At 39.9% G+C, this 19,174-nt stretch carries 18 protein-coding genes and 1 riboswitch; of the genes, 3 read left to right on the forward strand and 15 right to left on the reverse strand.

Annotated features, from left to right (window positions below):
• Nucleotides 1–43 precede the first annotated feature (43 nt).
• The 3 genes from NSU19_RS13430 to NSU19_RS13440 are packed head-to-tail and all read right to left on the reverse strand — an operon-like array spanning nucleotide 44 to nucleotide 2,742.
• Complete coding sequence (locus tag NSU19_RS13430) at nucleotides 44–421, reverse strand: hypothetical protein (RefSeq protein WP_339196860.1); 378 nt, start codon at nucleotides 419–421, stop codon at nucleotides 44–46.
• Nucleotides 422–449: 28 nt separating this feature from the next.
• On the reverse strand, nucleotides 450–1,442 hold the full coding sequence (gene floA, locus NSU19_RS13435; RefSeq protein ID WP_339193102.1) for a flotillin-like protein FloA: 993 nt from the start codon (nucleotides 1,440–1,442) through the stop codon (nucleotides 450–452).
• Nucleotides 1,443–1,458: 16 nt separating this feature from the next.
• On the reverse strand, nucleotides 1,459–2,742 hold the full coding sequence (locus NSU19_RS13440; RefSeq protein ID WP_339196862.1) for an NfeD family protein: 1,284 nt from the start codon (nucleotides 2,740–2,742) through the stop codon (nucleotides 1,459–1,461).
• 193 nt (nucleotides 2,743–2,935) lie between these two features.
• A riboswitch (TPP riboswitch) is annotated at nucleotides 2,936–3,051 on the forward strand.
• Nucleotides 3,052–3,185: 134 nt separating this feature from the next.
• Here NSU19_RS13440 and thiC point away from each other — a divergent pair.
• The gene (gene thiC, locus NSU19_RS13445) at nucleotides 3,186–4,928 is read left to right on the forward strand and encodes a phosphomethylpyrimidine synthase ThiC (protein ID WP_063388035.1); all 1,743 of its coding nucleotides are present in this window, start codon (nucleotides 3,186–3,188) and stop codon (nucleotides 4,926–4,928) included.
• A 47-nt stretch (nucleotides 4,929–4,975) separates the two neighbouring features.
• On the opposite strand, the gene NSU19_RS13450 is transcribed toward thiC, so the two are convergent.
• Entirely contained in the window at nucleotides 4,976–6,085 is a 1,110-nt protein-coding gene (locus tag NSU19_RS13450) for a galactosyldiacylglycerol synthase (protein ID WP_339196864.1), read from the reverse strand.
• Nucleotides 6,086–6,227: 142 nt separating this feature from the next.
• Between NSU19_RS13450 and NSU19_RS13455 the strand changes: the two genes are divergently transcribed.
• The gene (locus NSU19_RS13455; protein ID WP_339196866.1) at nucleotides 6,228–6,782 is read left to right on the forward strand and encodes a hypothetical protein; all 555 of its coding nucleotides are present in this window, start codon (nucleotides 6,228–6,230) and stop codon (nucleotides 6,780–6,782) included.
• Between the two features lie 478 nt (nucleotides 6,783–7,260).
• Here the strand turns inward: NSU19_RS13455 and NSU19_RS13460 are convergent, their stop codons facing one another.
• Nucleotides 7,261–7,707 (reverse strand): GatB/YqeY domain-containing protein, encoded by a 447-nt coding sequence (locus NSU19_RS13460; RefSeq protein ID WP_339196868.1) that lies wholly within the window; start codon nucleotides 7,705–7,707, stop codon nucleotides 7,261–7,263.
• Nucleotides 7,708–7,726: 19 nt separating this feature from the next.
• A complete protein-coding gene (rpsU, locus tag NSU19_RS13465; protein ID WP_063388032.1) occupies nucleotides 7,727–7,900 on the reverse strand; it encodes a 30S ribosomal protein S21 in 174 nt (57 codons plus the stop codon).
• 342 nt (nucleotides 7,901–8,242) lie between these two features.
• On the opposite strand from rpsU, the gene NSU19_RS13470 reads away from it, so the two are divergent.
• Nucleotides 8,243–9,190 (forward strand): Na/Pi symporter, encoded by a 948-nt coding sequence (locus NSU19_RS13470; RefSeq protein WP_130157933.1) that lies wholly within the window; start codon nucleotides 8,243–8,245, stop codon nucleotides 9,188–9,190.
• Between the two features lie 73 nt (nucleotides 9,191–9,263).
• Here the strand turns inward: NSU19_RS13470 and deoC are convergent, their stop codons facing one another.
• The 9 genes from deoC to hemW form a co-directional block, all read right to left on the reverse strand.
• Nucleotides 9,264–9,923 (reverse strand): deoxyribose-phosphate aldolase, encoded by a 660-nt coding sequence (deoC, locus tag NSU19_RS13475; protein WP_063388030.1) that lies wholly within the window; start codon nucleotides 9,921–9,923, stop codon nucleotides 9,264–9,266.
• Nucleotides 9,924–9,992: 69 nt separating this feature from the next.
• Complete coding sequence (gene mtaB / locus NSU19_RS13480) at nucleotides 9,993–11,339, reverse strand: tRNA (N(6)-L-threonylcarbamoyladenosine(37)-C(2))-methylthiotransferase MtaB (protein WP_063388029.1); 1,347 nt, start codon at nucleotides 11,337–11,339, stop codon at nucleotides 9,993–9,995.
• 5 nt (nucleotides 11,340–11,344) lie between these two features.
• The gene (locus NSU19_RS13485; RefSeq protein ID WP_339196873.1) at nucleotides 11,345–12,100 is read right to left on the reverse strand and encodes a 16S rRNA (uracil(1498)-N(3))-methyltransferase; all 756 of its coding nucleotides are present in this window, start codon (nucleotides 12,098–12,100) and stop codon (nucleotides 11,345–11,347) included.
• 11 nt (nucleotides 12,101–12,111) lie between these two features.
• Nucleotides 12,112–13,047 carry a 50S ribosomal protein L11 methyltransferase gene (gene prmA, locus NSU19_RS13490; RefSeq protein WP_063388027.1) on the reverse strand — a complete coding sequence of 312 codons (936 nt, stop codon included), beginning with the start codon at nucleotides 13,045–13,047 and terminating at the stop codon, nucleotides 12,112–12,114.
• An 18-nt stretch (nucleotides 13,048–13,065) separates the two neighbouring features.
• Entirely contained in the window at nucleotides 13,066–14,196 is a 1,131-nt protein-coding gene (gene dnaJ / locus NSU19_RS13495) for a molecular chaperone DnaJ (RefSeq protein ID WP_063388026.1), read from the reverse strand.
• 142 nt (nucleotides 14,197–14,338) lie between these two features.
• Complete coding sequence (gene dnaK, locus NSU19_RS13500; protein ID WP_063388025.1) at nucleotides 14,339–16,171, reverse strand: molecular chaperone DnaK; 1,833 nt, start codon at nucleotides 16,169–16,171, stop codon at nucleotides 14,339–14,341.
• A gap of 33 nt (nucleotides 16,172–16,204) precedes the next feature.
• A complete protein-coding gene (gene grpE, locus NSU19_RS13505) occupies nucleotides 16,205–16,837 on the reverse strand; it encodes a nucleotide exchange factor GrpE (RefSeq protein WP_261308784.1) in 633 nt (210 codons plus the stop codon).
• A gap of 52 nt (nucleotides 16,838–16,889) precedes the next feature.
• Complete coding sequence (gene hrcA, locus NSU19_RS13510) at nucleotides 16,890–17,915, reverse strand: heat-inducible transcriptional repressor HrcA (protein WP_063388023.1); 1,026 nt, start codon at nucleotides 17,913–17,915, stop codon at nucleotides 16,890–16,892.
• Nucleotides 17,916–17,996: 81 nt separating this feature from the next.
• The gene (hemW, locus tag NSU19_RS13515; protein ID WP_339196875.1) at nucleotides 17,997–19,142 is read right to left on the reverse strand and encodes a radical SAM family heme chaperone HemW; all 1,146 of its coding nucleotides are present in this window, start codon (nucleotides 19,140–19,142) and stop codon (nucleotides 17,997–17,999) included.
• Between the last annotated feature and the right edge of the window lie 32 nt (nucleotides 19,143–19,174).

Genomic DNA, 19,174 nt, shown 5'->3' on the forward strand with positions numbered 1-19,174 from the left:
CATATTTATGAGAGACAAAAGGGGATTAACACCATTAATTCATTTATTTTATGAAATTCGACCGATGGGGCTTTTTGGATCGGGGTTCATCTAAAATGACGCTCCAAATGACTCCTTTTGCAGCTGAATGCATGTGTAAAGCTGATGGTTTCTGTTTTTTATTTTTATTATGAAAAGATTTCATATTCGATTTGTCTTTTTCAGCTTTTTTTAGTTGGCTGGATAGGCCTGTGTGTACATTTTGAATTTGATTCCATTCATTTGGAGGGCTTGTCGAAACATTTTTTATCCTTTGTTTCGTTTGTTTTGCAACTTGTTTCCTTTTTTTCTGCTGCTCTTGATCTTTTTTATTTCTGCCAAACAAAGAAGAAATAATCCCGATTAAAATAAAAATGAACAGTGGATTTTCAAATATTTCCATATGACACCTCCTTTGATGGGCAGAAAGATCATTCTTCTTCATCACCAGCAGAGTTTTTTGTCATTTTTCCGATAGAATCACGCATATTTGTATCAGCGGTAATGTTTTTGATGTTCATATAATCCATAACTCCAATATTTCCTGATTTTAAAGCTTCCGCCATTGCAAGCGGAACTTGCGCTTCCGCCTCAACAACTTTTGCCCGCATTTCTTCAACTTTAGCGCGCATTTCCTGCTCTCTTGCCACCGCCATCGCCCTGCGTTCCTCCGCTTTAGCTTGCGCGATGTTTTTGTCCGCTTCCGCTTGATCTGTCTGCAGGATCGCACCGATGTTTTTGCCGATATCAACGTCCGCGATGTCGATGGATAAAATTTCAAAGGCTGTTCCTGAATCGAGTCCTTTGTTTAAAACTGTTTGCGAAATCATATCAGGGTTTTCCAGCACTTTTTTATGATCATCAGAAGAACCAATGGTGCTGACAATTCCTTCACCTACACGTGCGATAATCGTTTCTTCCCCGGCACCACCAACAAGCCGGTCAATATTGGCTCGCACCGTGATGCGGGCTTTTGCTTTCACTTCAATTCCGTCCATGGCAACCCCTGCAATAAACGGGGTTTCGATTACTTTCGGATTTACGCTCATTTGAACGGCTTCAAGCACGTCTCTTCCCGCTAAATCAATCGCAGCACAACGTTCAAAGCTCAATTCAATATTAGCTCTTTCAGCTGCAATTAATGCGTTGACAACTCGATCGACATTTCCTCCTGCCAAATAATGGCTTTCCAATTGATTCGTTGTGACATCAAGGCCGGCTTTATGCGCTTTAATTAACGGATTGATCACTCGACTTGGAATGACTCTGCGCAGCCTCATTCCAATAAGAGTCAAAATACTGATGCGAACGCCAGCTGCCAGAGCTGAAATCCAGAGCATAATCGGCACAAAAGAGAACAAGATGCCAAGCAAAATAAGACCTAATACGATAAGACCTAGTAAAAGAAAAAATGTTACGTCCATGTGATATACCTACCTCCTATTCATTTTCATTAATAGCTCTTACAACAATTCGTGAGCCTTCTACTTTAACAATTTTCACTTTTTTTCCTTTCTCAATATACGTTCCTTCTGTCACAACATCCAATCTTTCCTCTCCATCGGTCATTACTGTTCCTGCCGGTCGTAAAGCAGTCACAGTTACACCCGTTTTCCCAATTAAATCTGTACGATTTTGATTGGATACATAACCTTTCTCCGTGCTGATTGAATCATTTAAAATAATTTTTTTAAACCATTTCATACGCTTACCAATCACCTTTGACATGATGAATATTGTGAATATCGAAATGGAACCGGCAATAAAAAGAGAAACCGCCATATGTCCTATATGATCAGCTGCTAAAAATAAACTTAAAAGGACTGAAAGAAAACCGATTGCTCCAATAATTCCTCCTGGAACAAACAACTCTGCAATTATAAGCAGTACCCCAAGCACGAACAAAACAACCGTTTCCAATCCCGCAAGCCCTGCAATAAAATGACCGAAGAAAAACAAAAACAGTGCCAATAGTCCAATAAAACCAGGAATGCCAAACCCAGGAGTGTACAATTCTAACACAAACCCTAAACCGCTAATCGTTAATAATATCGGAATGGTATACATGTTTGTTACAAAACGGGCTATTTTTTCAGCAAACGTCTCCTCAGTCTCCTGGACTTTTGCACCTTCCATTCCGATCGATTTCAAAAGCTTTGCCCGGCTTTTGGCGATGCCTTCACCATACCCGACTTCCATCGCTTGTTTTGCTGTTAATGTTAGTAATTCTCCTTTTTCTGCACCATATTCGGGCATATCCAAGCTGCTGTCTACCATCGCCTCAGCGAACATAGGGTCTCTGCCATGAACCTCAGCAGCATTTCTCATCTCTGCTTTCCAAAACGATTGCACTTTTACTTCTGCAGCATTGCCATTGGAGTCAATGACAGCCGCTGACCCAATGGTACCGCCAGGATGGTAATATATTTGATCAGCCCTTAATGCTATATAAGCCCCTGCGGAAATCGCATGTTTATTTACATAAGCGATTGTTTTGATATCTGTATCCATAATCATTTTGCCTATTTCTATCGCTGCCTCTAAAGCACCGCCAGGAGTGTTCAATTCAAAAACAATGACATCCGCCTTTTCTTTTTCCGCCTCCTGAATGGATCGTTTAATAAAATGCACCAATCCTTTTTCAATTGTATTTTCAATCGGAATAAAATAAACTGTTTTCCCTTCAGCTGATTTGGCATCAAAAGACGCACAAATAATCGACAAGATGAGCAGCAGAGCGCAAATAGCGAAAAACTTATTGTTTGATTTCAGGCCTCTCCCCCCTTATTTTTTGCCTAATATTATTACGGACAATTGTGCAGAAAGTTTCAAAAATCAACAATTCTGCAAACAAACATGAAACGAAAAAATATTTTCATTATTTTTCATATTATGTTACTATTAAAAAAAATATATAACCATCTACTAGGGGTGTCCAATTAGCTGGACTGAGAGAAGAACGCGCCTGAAGTTCTTCAACCCTTTGAACCTGATCTGGATGATGCCAGCGTAGGGAAGTAGGTAGCGGGAGTATTTTATTGCCTTCTTTTTCTATATTGAATTGATCGGGTTCGTGCTAAAGCGAACCCGTTTTTATTTTTCACGTCCCATCTCCCCTCCTATTTTTCTATGCACATCTTCAGATAAAAAAATGGAGGAGGAGAAAAATGAAACATTATTTCGAAAACATGCAGTTTCCAGCAAGCAAAAAAATTTATGTGACTGGGTCGAGACCCGATATTCGGGTTCCGATGAGGGAAATTCAATTAACTCCCACGAAAACGGAAGCGGGAACGTTTGAAAATGAACCTGTAAAGGTTTATGACACGAGCGGTCCCTATACAGATCCTGATTTTCAGGCAGATATTCATAAAGGTTTGCCGGCTGTGCGCAAACAGTGGATTTTAGACCGTCATGATGTTGTAGAATATGACGGGCGCCAGGTAAAGCCTGAAGATAATGGATTTCGCAATTGGGAAGATCACAATATTGCCACACCTTTTCATCGAAAGCCTTTCAAAGCAAAAAAAGGTGCTGTCGTTACACAAATGCACTATGCAAAAAAGGGGATCATCACCCCAGAGATGGAGTTTGTGGCGATTCGTGAAAACATGGATCCTGAATTCGTTCGTCAAGAAGTCGCTGCCGGCAGGGCCATTATTCCGTCCAACATTAATCACCCGGAAAGTGAACCGATGATCATCGGCCGGAACTTTCATGTAAAAATTAATGCCAACATTGGCAATTCAGCTGTAACATCGTCAATCGAAGAAGAAGTTGAGAAGATGCTTTGGGCCATCCGCTGGGGCGCTGACACAATTATGGACCTGTCAACAGGAAAAAATATTCATGCAACAAGAGAATTTATCATCCGCAACTCGCCCGTGCCGGTTGGAACCGTCCCGATTTACCAAGCGCTCGAAAAAGTAAATGGCGTTGCTGAAGAGTTAACATGGGAAATTTACCGTGATACATTAATTGAGCAAGCAGAACAAGGGGTCGATTATTTTACTATACATGCCGGCGTGCTGCTTCGCTATATCCCTTTGACCGTCAAACGGACGACCGGAATCGTATCCCGCGGCGGTTCGATCATGGCGCAGTGGTGTATGGCGCATCATCAAGAAAACTTTTTATACACTCATTTTGAAGAGATTTGCGAAATTTTAAAAACATATGATATTGCCGTTTCATTAGGTGACGGCTTGCGTCCCGGATCTATTCGAGATGCCAATGATGAAGCGCAATTTGCCGAATTGAAAACGCTCGGTGAATTGACGGAAATCGCCTGGAAACATGATGTCCAAGTCATGATCGAAGGCCCTGGGCACATTCCGATGCATAAAATTAAAGAAAATGTTGATTTAGAAAATGAAATTTGCAAAGGGGCTCCTTTTTATACCCTCGGTCCATTAACGACCGATATTGCTCCCGGCTATGATCATATTACGTCAGCCATTGGAGCAGCCATGATCGGCTGGTACGGAACGGCCATGCTATGTTATGTAACTCCGAAAGAGCATTTAGGCCTTCCCAATAAAGAGGATGTGCGCCAAGGTGTTGTTGCTTATAAAATTGCAGCCCATGCCGCAGATTTGGCAAAAGGGCATCCAGGCGCCCAAATAAGGGATGATGCTTTATCAAAAGCCCGTTTTGAATTTCGCTGGAACGACCAATTTAATCTTTCTCTCGATCCTGAACGGGCACGCGAATATCATGACGAAACTTTGCCGGCAGAAGGAGCGAAAATTGCCCATTTTTGTTCTATGTGCGGTCCAAAATTTTGCTCGATGAAAATTTCCCACAATTTAAGAAAAATGGCCGGTTCAAGTGATTCTGATTTCGTTCAGGAAGGTTTGAGGCAAAAAGCAAAAGAATTTATAGAGGGCGGGTCATCCCTTTATCGATAAATAATTTTCAAACTAATGCTCCTAGAAGCTTTAATGGCTTCCAGGAGCTATTCATTCATTAAACGTTTGATCAATCCCGCTGGTTCAATCGGAGCTAAACTTTTATGATATTCATCCACTTTCGATAAAAATTTTGATAGCTGCTTAGATTGCAGCGCTCGAATAATGGAGGCCGAAATATTTGTTTCCTCTTGCCAATTTCGAAAATCAAACACCATCCCGAATTTCGTTAATTTCTCCAAATTTATTTCTTCCTGTCCTGGAAGAGTGTGGTATACAAATATAGGAATTTTTTTGTATAAACATTCGCTGATTGTCACACCCCCGGGCTTTGTCATGATAAAATCGACGCGATTGTACAGATCGTTCATTTGTTCTCTTGAAGAGATGTAAGGTAAAGGAGTAATTCGTGGATGGTTTTGTTTTATTAATCGATCATAAAGCTTTCTGTTTTTTCCGCATAACACCATATAATGGATATCATCATCGCGGCTGATTTTTTCCGTTATCTTCTCTATTGAACCGACGCCTGAACTTCCTCCCGAAATTAATCCTCGATAAAAGCGCATGCTATGTACATGTTCATCTTTCCTTTTTGTAAAAGTTGGGTGAATAGGAATCCCTGTAACAAAAATCTGTTCTTTTTTTATACCTTTTTCGAGCAAATAATCTTTCATATATGAGTGACCGACAAAATGATAGTCAATTTCTCTTTTTCCCCAAAGGTGATGAATAAAAAAATCTGTGTATACATTGATAACAGGGATGTTGATTTGAGAAGAGGCTTTCAGCCTGGCAAGCAAGTAGGAAGGAAGAGCATGGGTACAAACAATCATTTTCGGATTCAATTCATCAATGATCTTTTTTAAATGCCGGAGAAAAAGTGCCTCATAATGGAAAAACCTTTTGGCGCTCTTTTGTTCCGCGAGCACTGACCTGTGGTACATATGGCTGTATGATTTAGGAAAACGGCCAATCCATTGCAAATAAAAGGAAGATATCAGCCTTTCTATTTTTCCAAATTTCGATGACAAAAGGTCCATTTTTTCGCAATGAATGTCAGGATCAAGCCGTAACAACCCTTCCATTAGGGCATCAGCTGTTTGATGATGGCCTGAAGGTATGGTCAAAAAAGGAAGATATAAAATTTTTTTCATATCGCTCACCATTGTTATTGATGGAGTTCTTTAAAAGTTTTTTCTTAATTTCTCATGGCTATTCGAAAAAAATTTTTTATAAATAAAAACAATTCGTATGCTAAAAAATAAACTGTAAGAAAAAAAGTGAAAGGTGTTGCAAATGGGAAGGTTGAGATATTGTTTTTTTAAGTTTTGGTGCCTATTGGATCCCATTTATTACCTTTGTTCGCGGCTTGAGTATGTGAGGGACAAGGAGAATAATCGTGACATTTTCCGGGTTCGATTGACAAAATATAAAGGAAGGGAAATAATTCTTTCAGACGGTACAAAAATTAAAAAAAATGATCTTCTGTTAAAAATACATCTTCATAACGTCTATTTAATGAAGGAACTGAATCATTTTAAGAGCGAAATTCAAAAAGGAAGATACATTTACTCTAAAACAGAAAAAGGGCTGCCAAATATCGTTCAATACTTGCGGAATCATTCACAATTTCACAATGTGAAAGGGATTATTGGAATAACTATTTTAAATAAAGGCTCTGAACGGCTGGGCTTTGAAACGTTTGCCATTCAAAATCCATTTTATAAATGGTATAAGCTTTTGACATTTACCCCTATGTATTTCATCATTCAATATCGTTTCGATAGCTTGAAGCGGCCGCCGAAATATTTAATGATGTCAAAAGAAAAACTGCTCAAACTATATGGATAGAACGGTTTTCCCTTCATCAAAAAAGAGCGTATGAACAGCTCATGCGCCGCTTATACGCTCCGTCATGTTGATCCCATTGAGGTTTCAATGAAAATATTTGGGTTAACTCCGAAATAAATCCTTTCCCTTTCAGAGCAAATAGTGCTGTCGTTTTTCCCTGTTCTCACAGCTAGATAGACGTGTGCTCTTTTCGATAGGTTTTCCTTTATTGCCGCCGTATTTTCCCGATAATCTTCATTGAGATCAGCGATCTTTCCGAATGTTTTCCTTCATTGTTGCCCTCTGCTCAATTTTTTGCGGACATTTGCATAGCAGCTATATTCTTTCGCCGACAAGCTTGCTATCAACAACTGAACCACTATTGATGAATTGCAAGGCAGCTACATTCATTAATCGACTGCCGCAGTCCATAGGATGAATCCGCTGCAAAAACTTAAAAGCTTGCCGCACATAGAAAGCGGCAAGCTTTTTACTCGAATTATGAAAGCAAACCCTGAACCAATTTATTGACAAGCGAGCCATCTGCTTTTCCTTTTACTTTTGGCATAACGGCTCCCATTACTTTTCCCATATCGGATTTGGACGTTGCGTTCACTTCCGAAATTGTTGTTTTAATAATTTGTATTAATTCCTCTTCAGATAATTGCTCAGGCATATATTCAGTTATTACTGCAATTTCAGCTTTCACTTTTTCAACTAAATCTGAACGACCTGCATTTTCAAATTCTTGGAGGGAGTCTTTACGTTGCTTTAATTCTCGAGAAAGTACCGTTAATTCCTCTTCTTCAGTCAACTCACTTTTTCCGAGTTTAATCGCTTCATTTTGCAAGGATGCTTTTACCATGCGAATGACTGAAAGGCGATCTTTCTCTTTATTTTTCATCGCTTGCTTCATATCTTGATTTAAACGCTCAAGAAGACCCATAATTAATATACACCCTCTTTTAATATTTACGCTTTCTTGCAGCTTCAGATTTTTTCTTGCGTCTTACGCTAGGCTTCTCATAAAATTCGCGCTTTCTATATTCCTGCAAAGTACCAGTTTTTGATACTTGGCGTCTGAAGCGGCGAAGAGCATCCTCAAGCGATTCGTTTTTACGTACGATCGTTTTAGACATCCTTTTTCCCTCCCTCCGAACAAAGCCAGTTCATGTTCCTTATCAAAAAGAACATTTACTAAGTTAGTATAATATAATCGATTTATTTGGTCAATGTTCAAAACATCTTTCCTATTCCTTATGACTTTTTTTTATCGGACAGGTTTACAAGACTGTTTTATATCAGCTTTTGTATGGAAGAATTTCCAAATTCATCATGTATATAAGGAAATGATTCAAGATCGTTTGAAAGCCGCTAAACAGCTGTCTGAAAAAATATAACTAGTTCGATTGAAAAAAATTACTCGTTCATAAGGTCTTATTGTGACACCTTGTCCATAGACTGTTGATGAGGTGGTTTTCATGGGAATGCAATTGCTGTTATTATGTTTTTCTTGTTTCCTTTTATTTTTTTGCGGAATGGCAATGATGAAATACGGATTTCAGCAAATGTCCCATAGGCAGCTGGAGAAATGGCTGTACAACTGCACGAATGCCCCAATCAAATCCTTTCTAACCGGCATGATTGCAACAGCTCTTGTTCATAGCAGTTCTCTAGTGATGGTGATTACAGTTAGTTTTGTTTCCGCTGGTTTGTTAAAGTTTAAAGATGCAATTGGAATTATTTTAGGTTCCAATGTCGGGACGACCTTTACGACCGAATTTCTAGCCGTTGAAATAGATGACTATTTAGGGATGATGTTTGCAATTTCTCTTCTTCTCATGCTTTTTAAAAACAGAATTTTATTTTCATTAGGCTGTTCATGCTTCGGCATATCGTGTATTTTTTTAGCTTTGAACGGGTTTGAAAAAGCTGCTTTTCTTTTGTCTGACCTGCAGGTTATGTCTGATCTACTTGCCAAATCGAGTGACCATTTGCTTTTTTCTGTCGGAATAAGCGCGGTCTTCACCGGAATTATTCAATCATCAACTGCATTAATCGGAATTGTCATGAGCTTTATGAACGAACAGCTGCTGCCATTAGAAACAGGATTAGCTTTTGTTCTCGGCGCAAATATCGGCACCTGCATTACAGCTTTATTGGCCTCGATCGGCTCTAAACAAGAAGCGAAATATACTGCTTTTGCCCATCTTTGGCTGAATGTGTTTGGAGTGATCCTGTTCGTTCCGCTTATTCCTTTTTTCGCAAATAATTTAAAATTGTTAACAAATGAACCAGATTTCCAAATCGCTCACTTTAGTCTGATTTTTAACTTGATAACTTCTTTAATCATTCTCCCGTTTGCGAATCAATATGCAAATTTTGTATTATGGTGGACAAAAACTATTTCAGCATGGATAAAAAAATAATCCCGCAACAAACTGCGGGAAAACTTTTTTAAACTAAATGTAAAAAATCCAGCAATTCTGTGATTATAATAGATTAACGTTCACTTCCTTTTATAATCGCCACTCCAGAACTAGTACCAATTCTTGTCGCACCGGCTTCTATCATCATGATCGCAGTTTTATAATCGCGGATTCCGCCAGATGCTTTCACGCCGAATTTCGGACCTACTACTGCACGCATAAGCTTCACATCGTCAACTGTTGCACCACCGGTAGAAAATCCTGTCGATGTTTTGACAAAATCTGCTCCGGCTTTTACAGCTAGCTCACACGCTTTTCTTTTCTCATCAACATTTAATAGACATGTTTCAATAATCACCTTTATCAAAGCTTTTCCGTTTGCCGCTTCAACGACAGCACGAATATCTTCTTCAACTGCATGATAACGCTGATCCTTTAATGCGCTGATGTTTATCACCATATCTAATTCCGCTGCACCTTTTTGAACCAACTCTGTCGTTTCATATGCCTTTACTTCAGTAGTTGTTGCTCCAAGCGGAAAACCAATCACTGAGCAAACTTTCACATCTGATTTTTGCAGCAAATTAGCTGCTGTTTCCACCCATACGGGGTTAACACAGACAGATGCAAATCCGTACTCCTTCGCCTCAAAACAAAGCTTTTCAATATCTGCCTGCGTGACATCCGGCTTTAAAACAGTATGGTCAATATACTTCGCAATATCCCTTTTCATGAGAAGGCTCCCTTCATAAAAAGTGGTACAGCTTACATCAAAGTCTGTTTTACGCAAGAAAAAGCTAGATTAAGAAGACTTCTGTAAATAGTCTTCATCGACTATACGGACTACTTGCCCTTCATTATATGGATAGCCAGCCTTAGTTAATTTCACCTTCACAATTTTCCCAACCATCTCTTTCGTCGCCGGAAAAACAACTTTTAAATAATTGTCCGTATATCCTTCATATTTGCCGCTGTCTGGAGCTTCTTTATAAGGTTCTTCTGGAATAACCTCCAGTACTTGTCCCTCAAATTTTGAGGCATATTCTTTTGCTAGTTGATCGCTTAATGCGATCAGCCGGTGTACGCGTTCGTTTTTTATGTCTTCGTCAACTTGATTTTCCATTCGGGCAGCTGGTGTTCCTGTCCGCTTCGAATAAGGGAAAACATGAAGCTCAGAATAACGGTGTTCTTTAACAAAGTTGTATGTTTCCATAAATTCTTCTTCCGTTTCACCCGGGAAACCTACAATCACATCAGAAGTTACCGCAAGCCCAGGCAAAGCTTCCCGCAGCCGTTTCAGACGCTCAGCATAAAATTCCGTCGTATATTTACGGCGCATCCGCTTTAAGACGCTGTTTGATCCTGATTGAAGCGGTATATGCAAATGGCGGACAATTTTATCGGACGTTTTCAGCACTTCAATTACTTCATCAGTTATTTGGCTCGCTTCAATTGAAGAAATTCTAAGCCGCTTTAATCCTTTCACTTCAGCATCAATATCGCGAAGAAGCTGCGCAAAATTATAATCTTTTAAATCTTCCCCATATCCTCCTGTATGGATGCCGGTTAAAACAATTTCTTTATATCCAGCATCCACCAGCTTTTGAGCCTGTTTAATCACTTCTTTTGGATCCCGGCTCCGCATGAGACCGCGTGCCCAAGGAATAATACAAAACGTGCAAAAATTATTGCAGCCTTCTTGTATTTTTAAAGACGCCCGCGTCCGGTCTGTAAAGGAAGGTACGTCCATCTCCTCGAATACCCGAGCTTTCATAATGTTTGTCACACCGTTGATCGGCTGGCGCTCCTTCTTAAACTGCTCAATATAATCGAGCATTTTTTTTCGATCTTGTGTACCGACAACGATATCAACCCCAGGAATGGCCATGACTTCTGCGGGTGCCGTTTGCGCATAACAACCTGTAACGCAAATAACACTGTCAGGGTTTTTGCGGATCGCTCTCCGTATTACTTGGCGGCTTTTTTTATCACCTGTATTCGTCACCGTACAAGTGTTAATGACATATACATCCGCAATCGCTTCAAAATCCCGGCGCTCATATCCCGCTTCTTTAAATAGCTGCCAAATAGCTTCTGTTTCATAATGATTTACCTTACATCCTAATGTATGAAAAGCAACAGTCGGCATGTTTTTCACCTCGACAGTTCAAAATGATAGGATACTGCAGATAATAAATAAAGAGGAGCCGTTTCCGCCCGCAATATTCTCGGACCTAGCCCGCATAAAAGAAAGCCGTTATCGGATAACTGCTTAATCTCCTCGGCTGTAAAACCTCCTTCTGGTCCAAAAACAGCGAATAATGATCCTCCCCGCTGCAAAGAATTTAAAGCACGAAATAAATTGCTCGTTTCACCTTTTTTTGCATGCTCTTCATAAGCGACAATTTTTACATCGGCTGATGCAGCATAAGAAATGACATCCTTTAATGAAGCTGGCTTCGTCACCTCAGGAATTATGGTCCGATGTGACTGTTCCGCAGCTTCTTTCGCAATTTTATTCCACCGCTCTAATTTTTTATTTATTTTACCTTCATTTAATTTTACAATTGAACGAGCAGCATTAAAAGGGATAAACTTGGAAGCACCAAGCTCCGTCCCTTTTTGAATGACGAGCTCCAATTTATCCCCTTTAGGCAGCCCATTCGCTAATATCACTTTTACCGGAAGCTCTGAATTGTTCTCGATCCACTCTAAAATGGAACAGCATACTTTATCGGCAGATATTTGAACAATTTGGCAAAGGGCTGAATATCCATCCTTTGTTACACATATAATTTGATCATTCTGTTTCATCCGCATCACCCGGGAAATGTGGTGGACATCTTCCCCGGTGATGTCAATAATATCAGTTAATTCATTTTTTGCATAATGAATAAAATAACGCTGCATCTTCAATCCCTCTATTTTTTTGCGATAAAGGCGACCCAATCTTCCATCGTCATCGTCTCTTCAATCGTAAAACCAGCTTCGATTAAAGCTTGCTCCACTTCGTGTTTTTTGTTTTGAATAATTCCGGAAGTAATAAAATAACCGCCGTTTTCTAAACGCTCATGCGCATCACGAACAAATCGCAATATGACTTCAGCTAATATGTTTGCAACAATTACGTTCGCTTTAACATCGATATCGTCCAACAAATTGTTTTGCTTGACTTGAACAAGATGCTGCACTTTATTCAATTTAACATTTAATCGCGCGCTGTCCACTGCAACTGGATCCAAATCAAGTGCGATGACTTTATCGGCCCCCAGCAAAGCACTCGCGATGCTCAATACGCCTGACCCTGTACCGACATCAATTACAATATTTCCCTTTTGCACCTTTTTTTCAAGTGCTTGTATGCAGAGAACTGTTGTTGGATGGGTTCCAGTTCCAAACGCCATACCAGGATCCAATTCAATGATCAGTTCATCGGTGTGAGCAGGTTCATACAGCTCCCATGTGGGGACAATCGTAAATTTTTTTGAAACCTTCACAGGACGGTAATATTTCTTCCAAGCGGTAGCCCATTCTTCCTCATTAACTTCACTAATTGTAATATGGTTCCGCCCCAAATCAATATCATACAACAGCAGGTTATTTATCCGTTCTTTTATCCCTTCCACCGTCTCGCCTAAAAAGCTATTCACAGGAAGGTACGCTTTAATGATGACACCTTCATCAGGATAGTCTTCAGGATCAAGCTGATATATTTCTCCATATTGATCTTCTCTTTCTTTTATAAGATCATACGGATCTTCAATTACTACTCCACCAGCACCCGCTTCATGTAAAATATTAGAGATAGGTTCAACCGCTTCTTCCGTTGTATGGATGCTAATCTCTGACCACTTCATTTTAGTAACCCCAATCCTTTAATCTCCTTTAAACGCCCGCTTCACTTTATCAAAAAAACTTTCTTCCTGTACATCAGGTTGATTCCCGCTGATAGCCGCAAATTCCCGCAGCAATTCTTTTTGTTTTTCCGTAAGGTTAGTTGGTGTAACGACGCGAACAGTTACATATTGATCTCCTATGCCATGGCCGTGAACATTTTTGATCCCTTTTCCAGACAGTCTGAATTTTCGGCCTGTCTGCGTGCCTGCAGGTATTTTTAATTTCACTTTACCGTATAAAGTAGGAACTTCAATCTCATCTCCAAGCGCAGCTTGTGCGAATGTCAGTGGCATTTCACAATAGATGTCATCACCATCGCGGACGAAAAATTCGTGTTCCTGTACGTGGAAAACAATATATAAATCACCTGATGGACCGCCGTTAATTCCCGGCTCTCCTTTCCCTTGTATGCGGAGCTGCTGACCGTCATCTACACCAGCTGGAATTTTTACTTGGATTTTTCTGCGTTTCTTCACTTTTCCGCTGCCGCCACAAGTTGTACAGCGATGTCTGATAAATTTACCTGTTCCGTTACATTGATAACAAACGCGCCGATTCACAAAAACACCAAAAGCTGTTCGCTGCTCTGAGCTGATTTGACCCGAGCCTCCGCAATGCGGACAAGTTTCCGGAGTAGTACCAGGTTTCGCTCCTGAACCGTGGCAAGTATCACATGTTTCTTCGCTAGGAATTTCAATTGTCGTTTCCTTTCCGAACGCAGCTTCTTCAAATGAAATCGTCATCGTATATTGAATATCTGCACCTGCTCGAGGAGCATTCGGATCTCTTCTTCTTCCTCCGCCAAAGATCGAACTGAATAAGTCATCAAATCCAAATCCCCCGAAATCCGCTTCAAATTCTTCACCGTTAAAGCCGCCGAAGCCTTGAGTAGCACCTGCATGACCGTAGCGGTCATATTGGGCTCTTTTTGTGTCGTCGCTTAACACTTCATACGCTTCTTTTACTTCTTTGAATTTTTCGGGCGCGTCTGGGTCTTTGTTAATATCCGGATGATATTTTTTGGACAGCTTGCGATAGGCTTTTTTAATCTCCTCTTTTGTTGCGTTCTTACTAACTCCAAGCACCTCATAGTAATCACGCTTCGCCATATATTCACACTCCCGATTTCTCACATAGAGTAAATTTTAACATTGACAAACGGAAGAAAGCAACTGTTAACCGCCTTTACTGAAAAAAGTCAAAGTCAAGACATGCCTGACTTTGACTTATCCATTTTCAGATTAAAACATTTTATTTGTCATCTACTTCTTTATATTCAGCGTCAATCACATCATCGTCATTTTTATTTTTGTTTTCAGAATTATTTTGTTGATTATTTGTCTGTGCTTGTTTAGCCGCTTCCTCATAAAGTTTTACAGAAAGGTTTTGAACGATTTCTTGAAGTTCTTCTTTTTTCGCTTTTATTTGATCGAAATCATTTTTATCAATCGCTTCTTTTAATGCGTCTTTTATTTCGTTTGCTTTTTTCACTTCTGCTTCATCAACTTTTCCTTGCAGCTCTTTTAATGTTTTCTCTGTCGTAAAGACAAGCTGGTCAGCTTCATTTCTCAATTCTGCCTGTTCTTTTCGTTTTTTGTCAGCTTCAGCGTTTTCTTCCGCTTCCTTAATCATGCGCTCAATTTCTTCTTCGGATAATCCCGTGGATGATTTAATTGTAATTTTTTGTTCTTTTCCAGTTCCTAAATCCTTAGCACTTACGTTTACAATTCCGTTTTTGTCGATATCAAACGTTACCTCGATTTGCGGCACTCCTCGCGGCGCAGGCGGGATATCTGTTAATTGGAAGCGTCCTAATGTTTTATTGTCAGCAGCCATCGGACGTTCCCCTTGCAGAACGTGAATATCGACCGCAGTTTGGTTGTCAGCAGCAGTTGAAAAGATTTGCGACTTGCTCGTTGGGATCGTAGTGTTCCGTTCAATCAGTTTTGTAAACACTCCGCCCATCGTTTCAATTCCAAGCGATAATGGAGTAACGTCTAGGAGCACAACGTCCTTCACATCACCTGTGATGACACCGCCTTGAATTGCAGCACCTAACGCAACGACTTCGTCCGGGTTAACGCCTTTATGAGGCTCTTTGCCAATTTCCTTTTTAATCGCTTCTTGAACAGCAGGAATCCGAGTGGAGCCTCCGACTAAAATTACTTTATCGATATCGTTTTTCGTTAAACCAGCGTCGCTCAATGCTTGGCGAACAGGACCCATAGTTTTTTCTACAAGATGCGCAGACAATTCTTCAAATTTTGCCCGCGTTAATGTCACTTCCAGATGAAGCGGTCCTTGTTCACCTGCAGTAATAAACGGCAAAGAAATTTGTGTTGATGTTACGCCTGATAAGTCTTTTTTCGCCTTTTCCGCAGCATCCTTCAATCTTTGCAGAGCCATTTTGTCTTTGGAAAGATCAATGCCATTTTCTTTTTTAAATTGATCTACTAAATAGTCAATAATGACTTGGTCAAAGTCATCACCGCCGAGATGGTTGTCGCCCGCTGTTGCTCTTACTTCAAAAACACCGTCCCCAAGTTCAAGAATGGACACATCAAATGTACCGCCGCCCAAGTCATAAACTAAAATGGTTTGATCTTCATCCATTTTGTCAAGACCGTAAGCTAAAGCAGCTGCAGTCGGCTCATTGATAATCCGTTCAACTTCAAGACCGGCTATTCTTCCTGCATCTTTTGTTGCTTGGCGCTGAGCATCGTTAAAATAGGCAGGAACAGTAATGACAGCTTTTTCTACTTTTTCCCCTAAATAATCTTCTGCATACGATTTTAAATGCTGCAAAATAATGGCAGAAATTTCCTGTGGTGTATATTTTTTTCCGTCAATCTCCACTTTGTAGTCAGTTCCCATGTGGCGTTTAATAGAAATAATTGTATTTGGATTCGTGATCGCTTGGCGTTTTGCAATTTCACCTACTTGACGCTCGCCGTTTTTAAATGCAACAACCGACGGTGTCGTCCGGTTTCCTTCTGGGTTTGGAATCACTTTCGGTTCGCCGCCCTCTAGAACCGCTACACAAGAGTTCGTTGTTCCTAAGTCAATACCGATGATTTTACCCATATATCACAACCTCCTGCTAATTATCATATGTAATTACTCATTAACCTTTACCATAGATGGTCGAATAACCCGGTCTTTCAGTTTGTAGCCTTTTTGCAGCTCTTCCACAACAACATTGGATTCGAAATTTTCGTCTTTCACTTGCATTACCGCTTGATGAAGGTGCGGATCAAACGGTTTCCCAACCGCTTCGATCACTTCAACTCCTTCATTTTCAAGTGCTTGAAGGATCTGACGGTAAACCATTTCCATGCCCTGCAAAACGGATTTTGTTTTTTCATCCTCTGCCTCAATTTTCAACGCCCGTTCAAAATTATCAATAGCAGGCAAAAGATCTGATATTAAACTTTGCGCACGATATTTTTGCTGTGCTTCCATATCAAGCCTGCTGCGCCGGCGAAAATTTTCAAAATCGGCCTGAGCTCTAAGCATGCGATTTTCCATTTCCTCCAGCTTTGCCTCAAGCTCAGCGATCTTTTCATTCGCTTTCACCAATTCCTCTTCAGCATTTGAAGAAGATTGTTCCTCACCTTTTTCCTCTTGGCTGCCCTCTTGGCGCAATTCTTCTTGATCAGGCATTTCTTCTTTCTCGTTTTCGGCTTTCTCGTTATTGTATTCAACTTCTTCTTGGATTGTTTGTTCTTTTTCAGTCTGATCGTTTGCCATCATTTCACCTCCCTTAAAGTGCAAAGGAAAAGGGATGGAGAATTCCCCCATCCTATCCTTGATATAGCTTTGTTAAAACTTGTGATAAATCTTTCGAGAAAAATTTTAAAAGGCTGATGACCCTTGAATAATCCATTCGTTTCGGGCCAAGCACCGCGACTGTGCCGATTTGCTTCTCGCCAATTGAATAGGTGGCAGTAATTAAGCTGCAGTTTTCCATAGCAGATATTTTATTTTCCGTGCCAATTTTCACCGTAATGCCTGACGGGTTTGTCTTTAGCAAATCATACAGTTCATCTTCTTGTTCTATGAAATCTAAAAATGTTTGAATTTGAGAGACATCGCGGAACTCCGGCTGGCTCAAAATATTCGTTTTTCCTCCGAAATATATTTTTTCGTGACCTACATTCAGCGTGCCAGTAATCAATTTTAATAAAATATCATAATTTCTAATATGCTTCCGTAAAATGTTTGCAATTTCCTTGTATATTTTATCCTTTAATTCGCTTAGAGGCACGCCGGCAAGCTTTTCATTTAAAATATTTACGATTTTTTCCAGTTCACTCATGTCTATTTTTTCTGGAAAAGTAATCATTTTATTCTCAACATGGCCTGTGTTCGTTACAAATATGGCAACCGCCTTATCTTCGTTAATTGGAACGATTTGCAAACGTTTGAGTCGGTTCTCCGAAACTTTCGGACCTAAAACAATCGCTGTATAGCTTGTAAGCTCAGATAAAATTTGAGCTGATTTTTGAACAAGCGTTTCTAATTCATATATTTTCTCGGCGAAAATGGATCTTATCGCCATAATTTCTTTTTTCGTTAATTTTTTTGGTGACAATAAATGATCGACATAGTATCTATACCCTTTTTCGGACGGCACTCTGCCTGATGACGTATGGGTCTTTTCAATCAATCCTAATTCTTCCAAGTCCGCCATTTCATTTCGGATTGTAGCCGAGCTGAACGTAATCGATTCCTTTTTCGATAAAGAACGGGAGCCAACCGGCTGAGCATATTGAATAAAATCATCAATTATAATTTGCAAAATTAATAATTGACGATCTGTCAGCAAGGAACATCACCTCTGTTAGCACTCATATTACTCGAGTGCTAATTCTATGATAAAGTTATCAAATGAAAGAAGAATTGTCAATTAACTAACTGCGAGAAATGCTTGAAATACTTCATTGCCTAAAAGCATTCCTTTTCTTGTTAAAAAAAGATGTGATGCACTTTCAGATAAAAGACCTTTTCTTAATTGTTCTTCAATTTGCGGGCCAAATACTTCCCCAACATCTAATCCGTATTTATCTCGGAACCGTTTTTTGGAAACCCCTCTGATCGTCCGCAATCCAAGAAACATTTCTTCCTCCATCATTTCTTCTTTTGTTAGCATATTCTCCGAAACAAAAGCCGTTCCATTATTTTTATAAATCATTTCAATATATTTCTTCAGCGGTCGAGCGTTTTCCCGCCGGATCCCGTCCAAATAGCTGTGTGCTCCAGCTCCAAATCCATAGTAATGGTTATTATGCCAATACGTTAAATTATGTTTGCTTTCAAAGCCTTTGCGTGCGAAATTGCTTAATTCATACTGATGGTATCCGTGCCGTTCCATTTCATTCATAACGGTCTCATACATAAACGCCTCTTCCTCTTGAGAAGGAAGCAAAAGCTTTCCTTTTCGCATTAAATTATAAAACACCGTTTTCGGTTCTACGATTAGCGAATAAGCAGACATATGCTGGACCTCTAATGAAAATGCAACGGAAAGAGTTTCTTTCCATTCTTCTATCATTTGGCCGGGAAGACCGTACATAAGATCTATGCTAATATTTTCAAAGCCTAGCGATCTTGCCCGTTCAACTGCTTGAAATACTGTTTCTTTATTATGAGTCCTTCCAATTTTTTTCAGCAATGAATCTTGAAAGGCTTGCACTCCGATGGATAGGCGATTGACTCCGGCGTTTTTCAATACAGACAGCTTCTCCATCGTTAATTGATCTGGATTGCATTCAACTGTAAATTCAACTACGGATTGCATCGGCAAAGTTTGATGTATGCTCTCCATTAAATAATCGAGCTGTTTGGCTGACAGGGAAGTAGGCGTACCGCCGCCGATAAATATCGTTTTTAATTCTTCATTTAATACTTGATCCTCCATTGCCTTTTTCATTTCCAAACACAGTGCTTGCAAATAGTCATCAACAGGCTGGTTTTGTAAAAAAAATTTATTGAAATCACAGTAGTGGCATATTTGTTCGCAAAACGGGATATGAATATACGCGGCTTCAGCCATTTTTCATTCTCCTGCCTTTCCAAAGCGCTAAT

The organism is Aeribacillus sp. FSL k6-2211, assembly GCF_037966125.1.
Lineage (GTDB): Bacteria > Bacillota > Bacilli > Bacillales > Aeribacillaceae > Aeribacillus > Aeribacillus composti.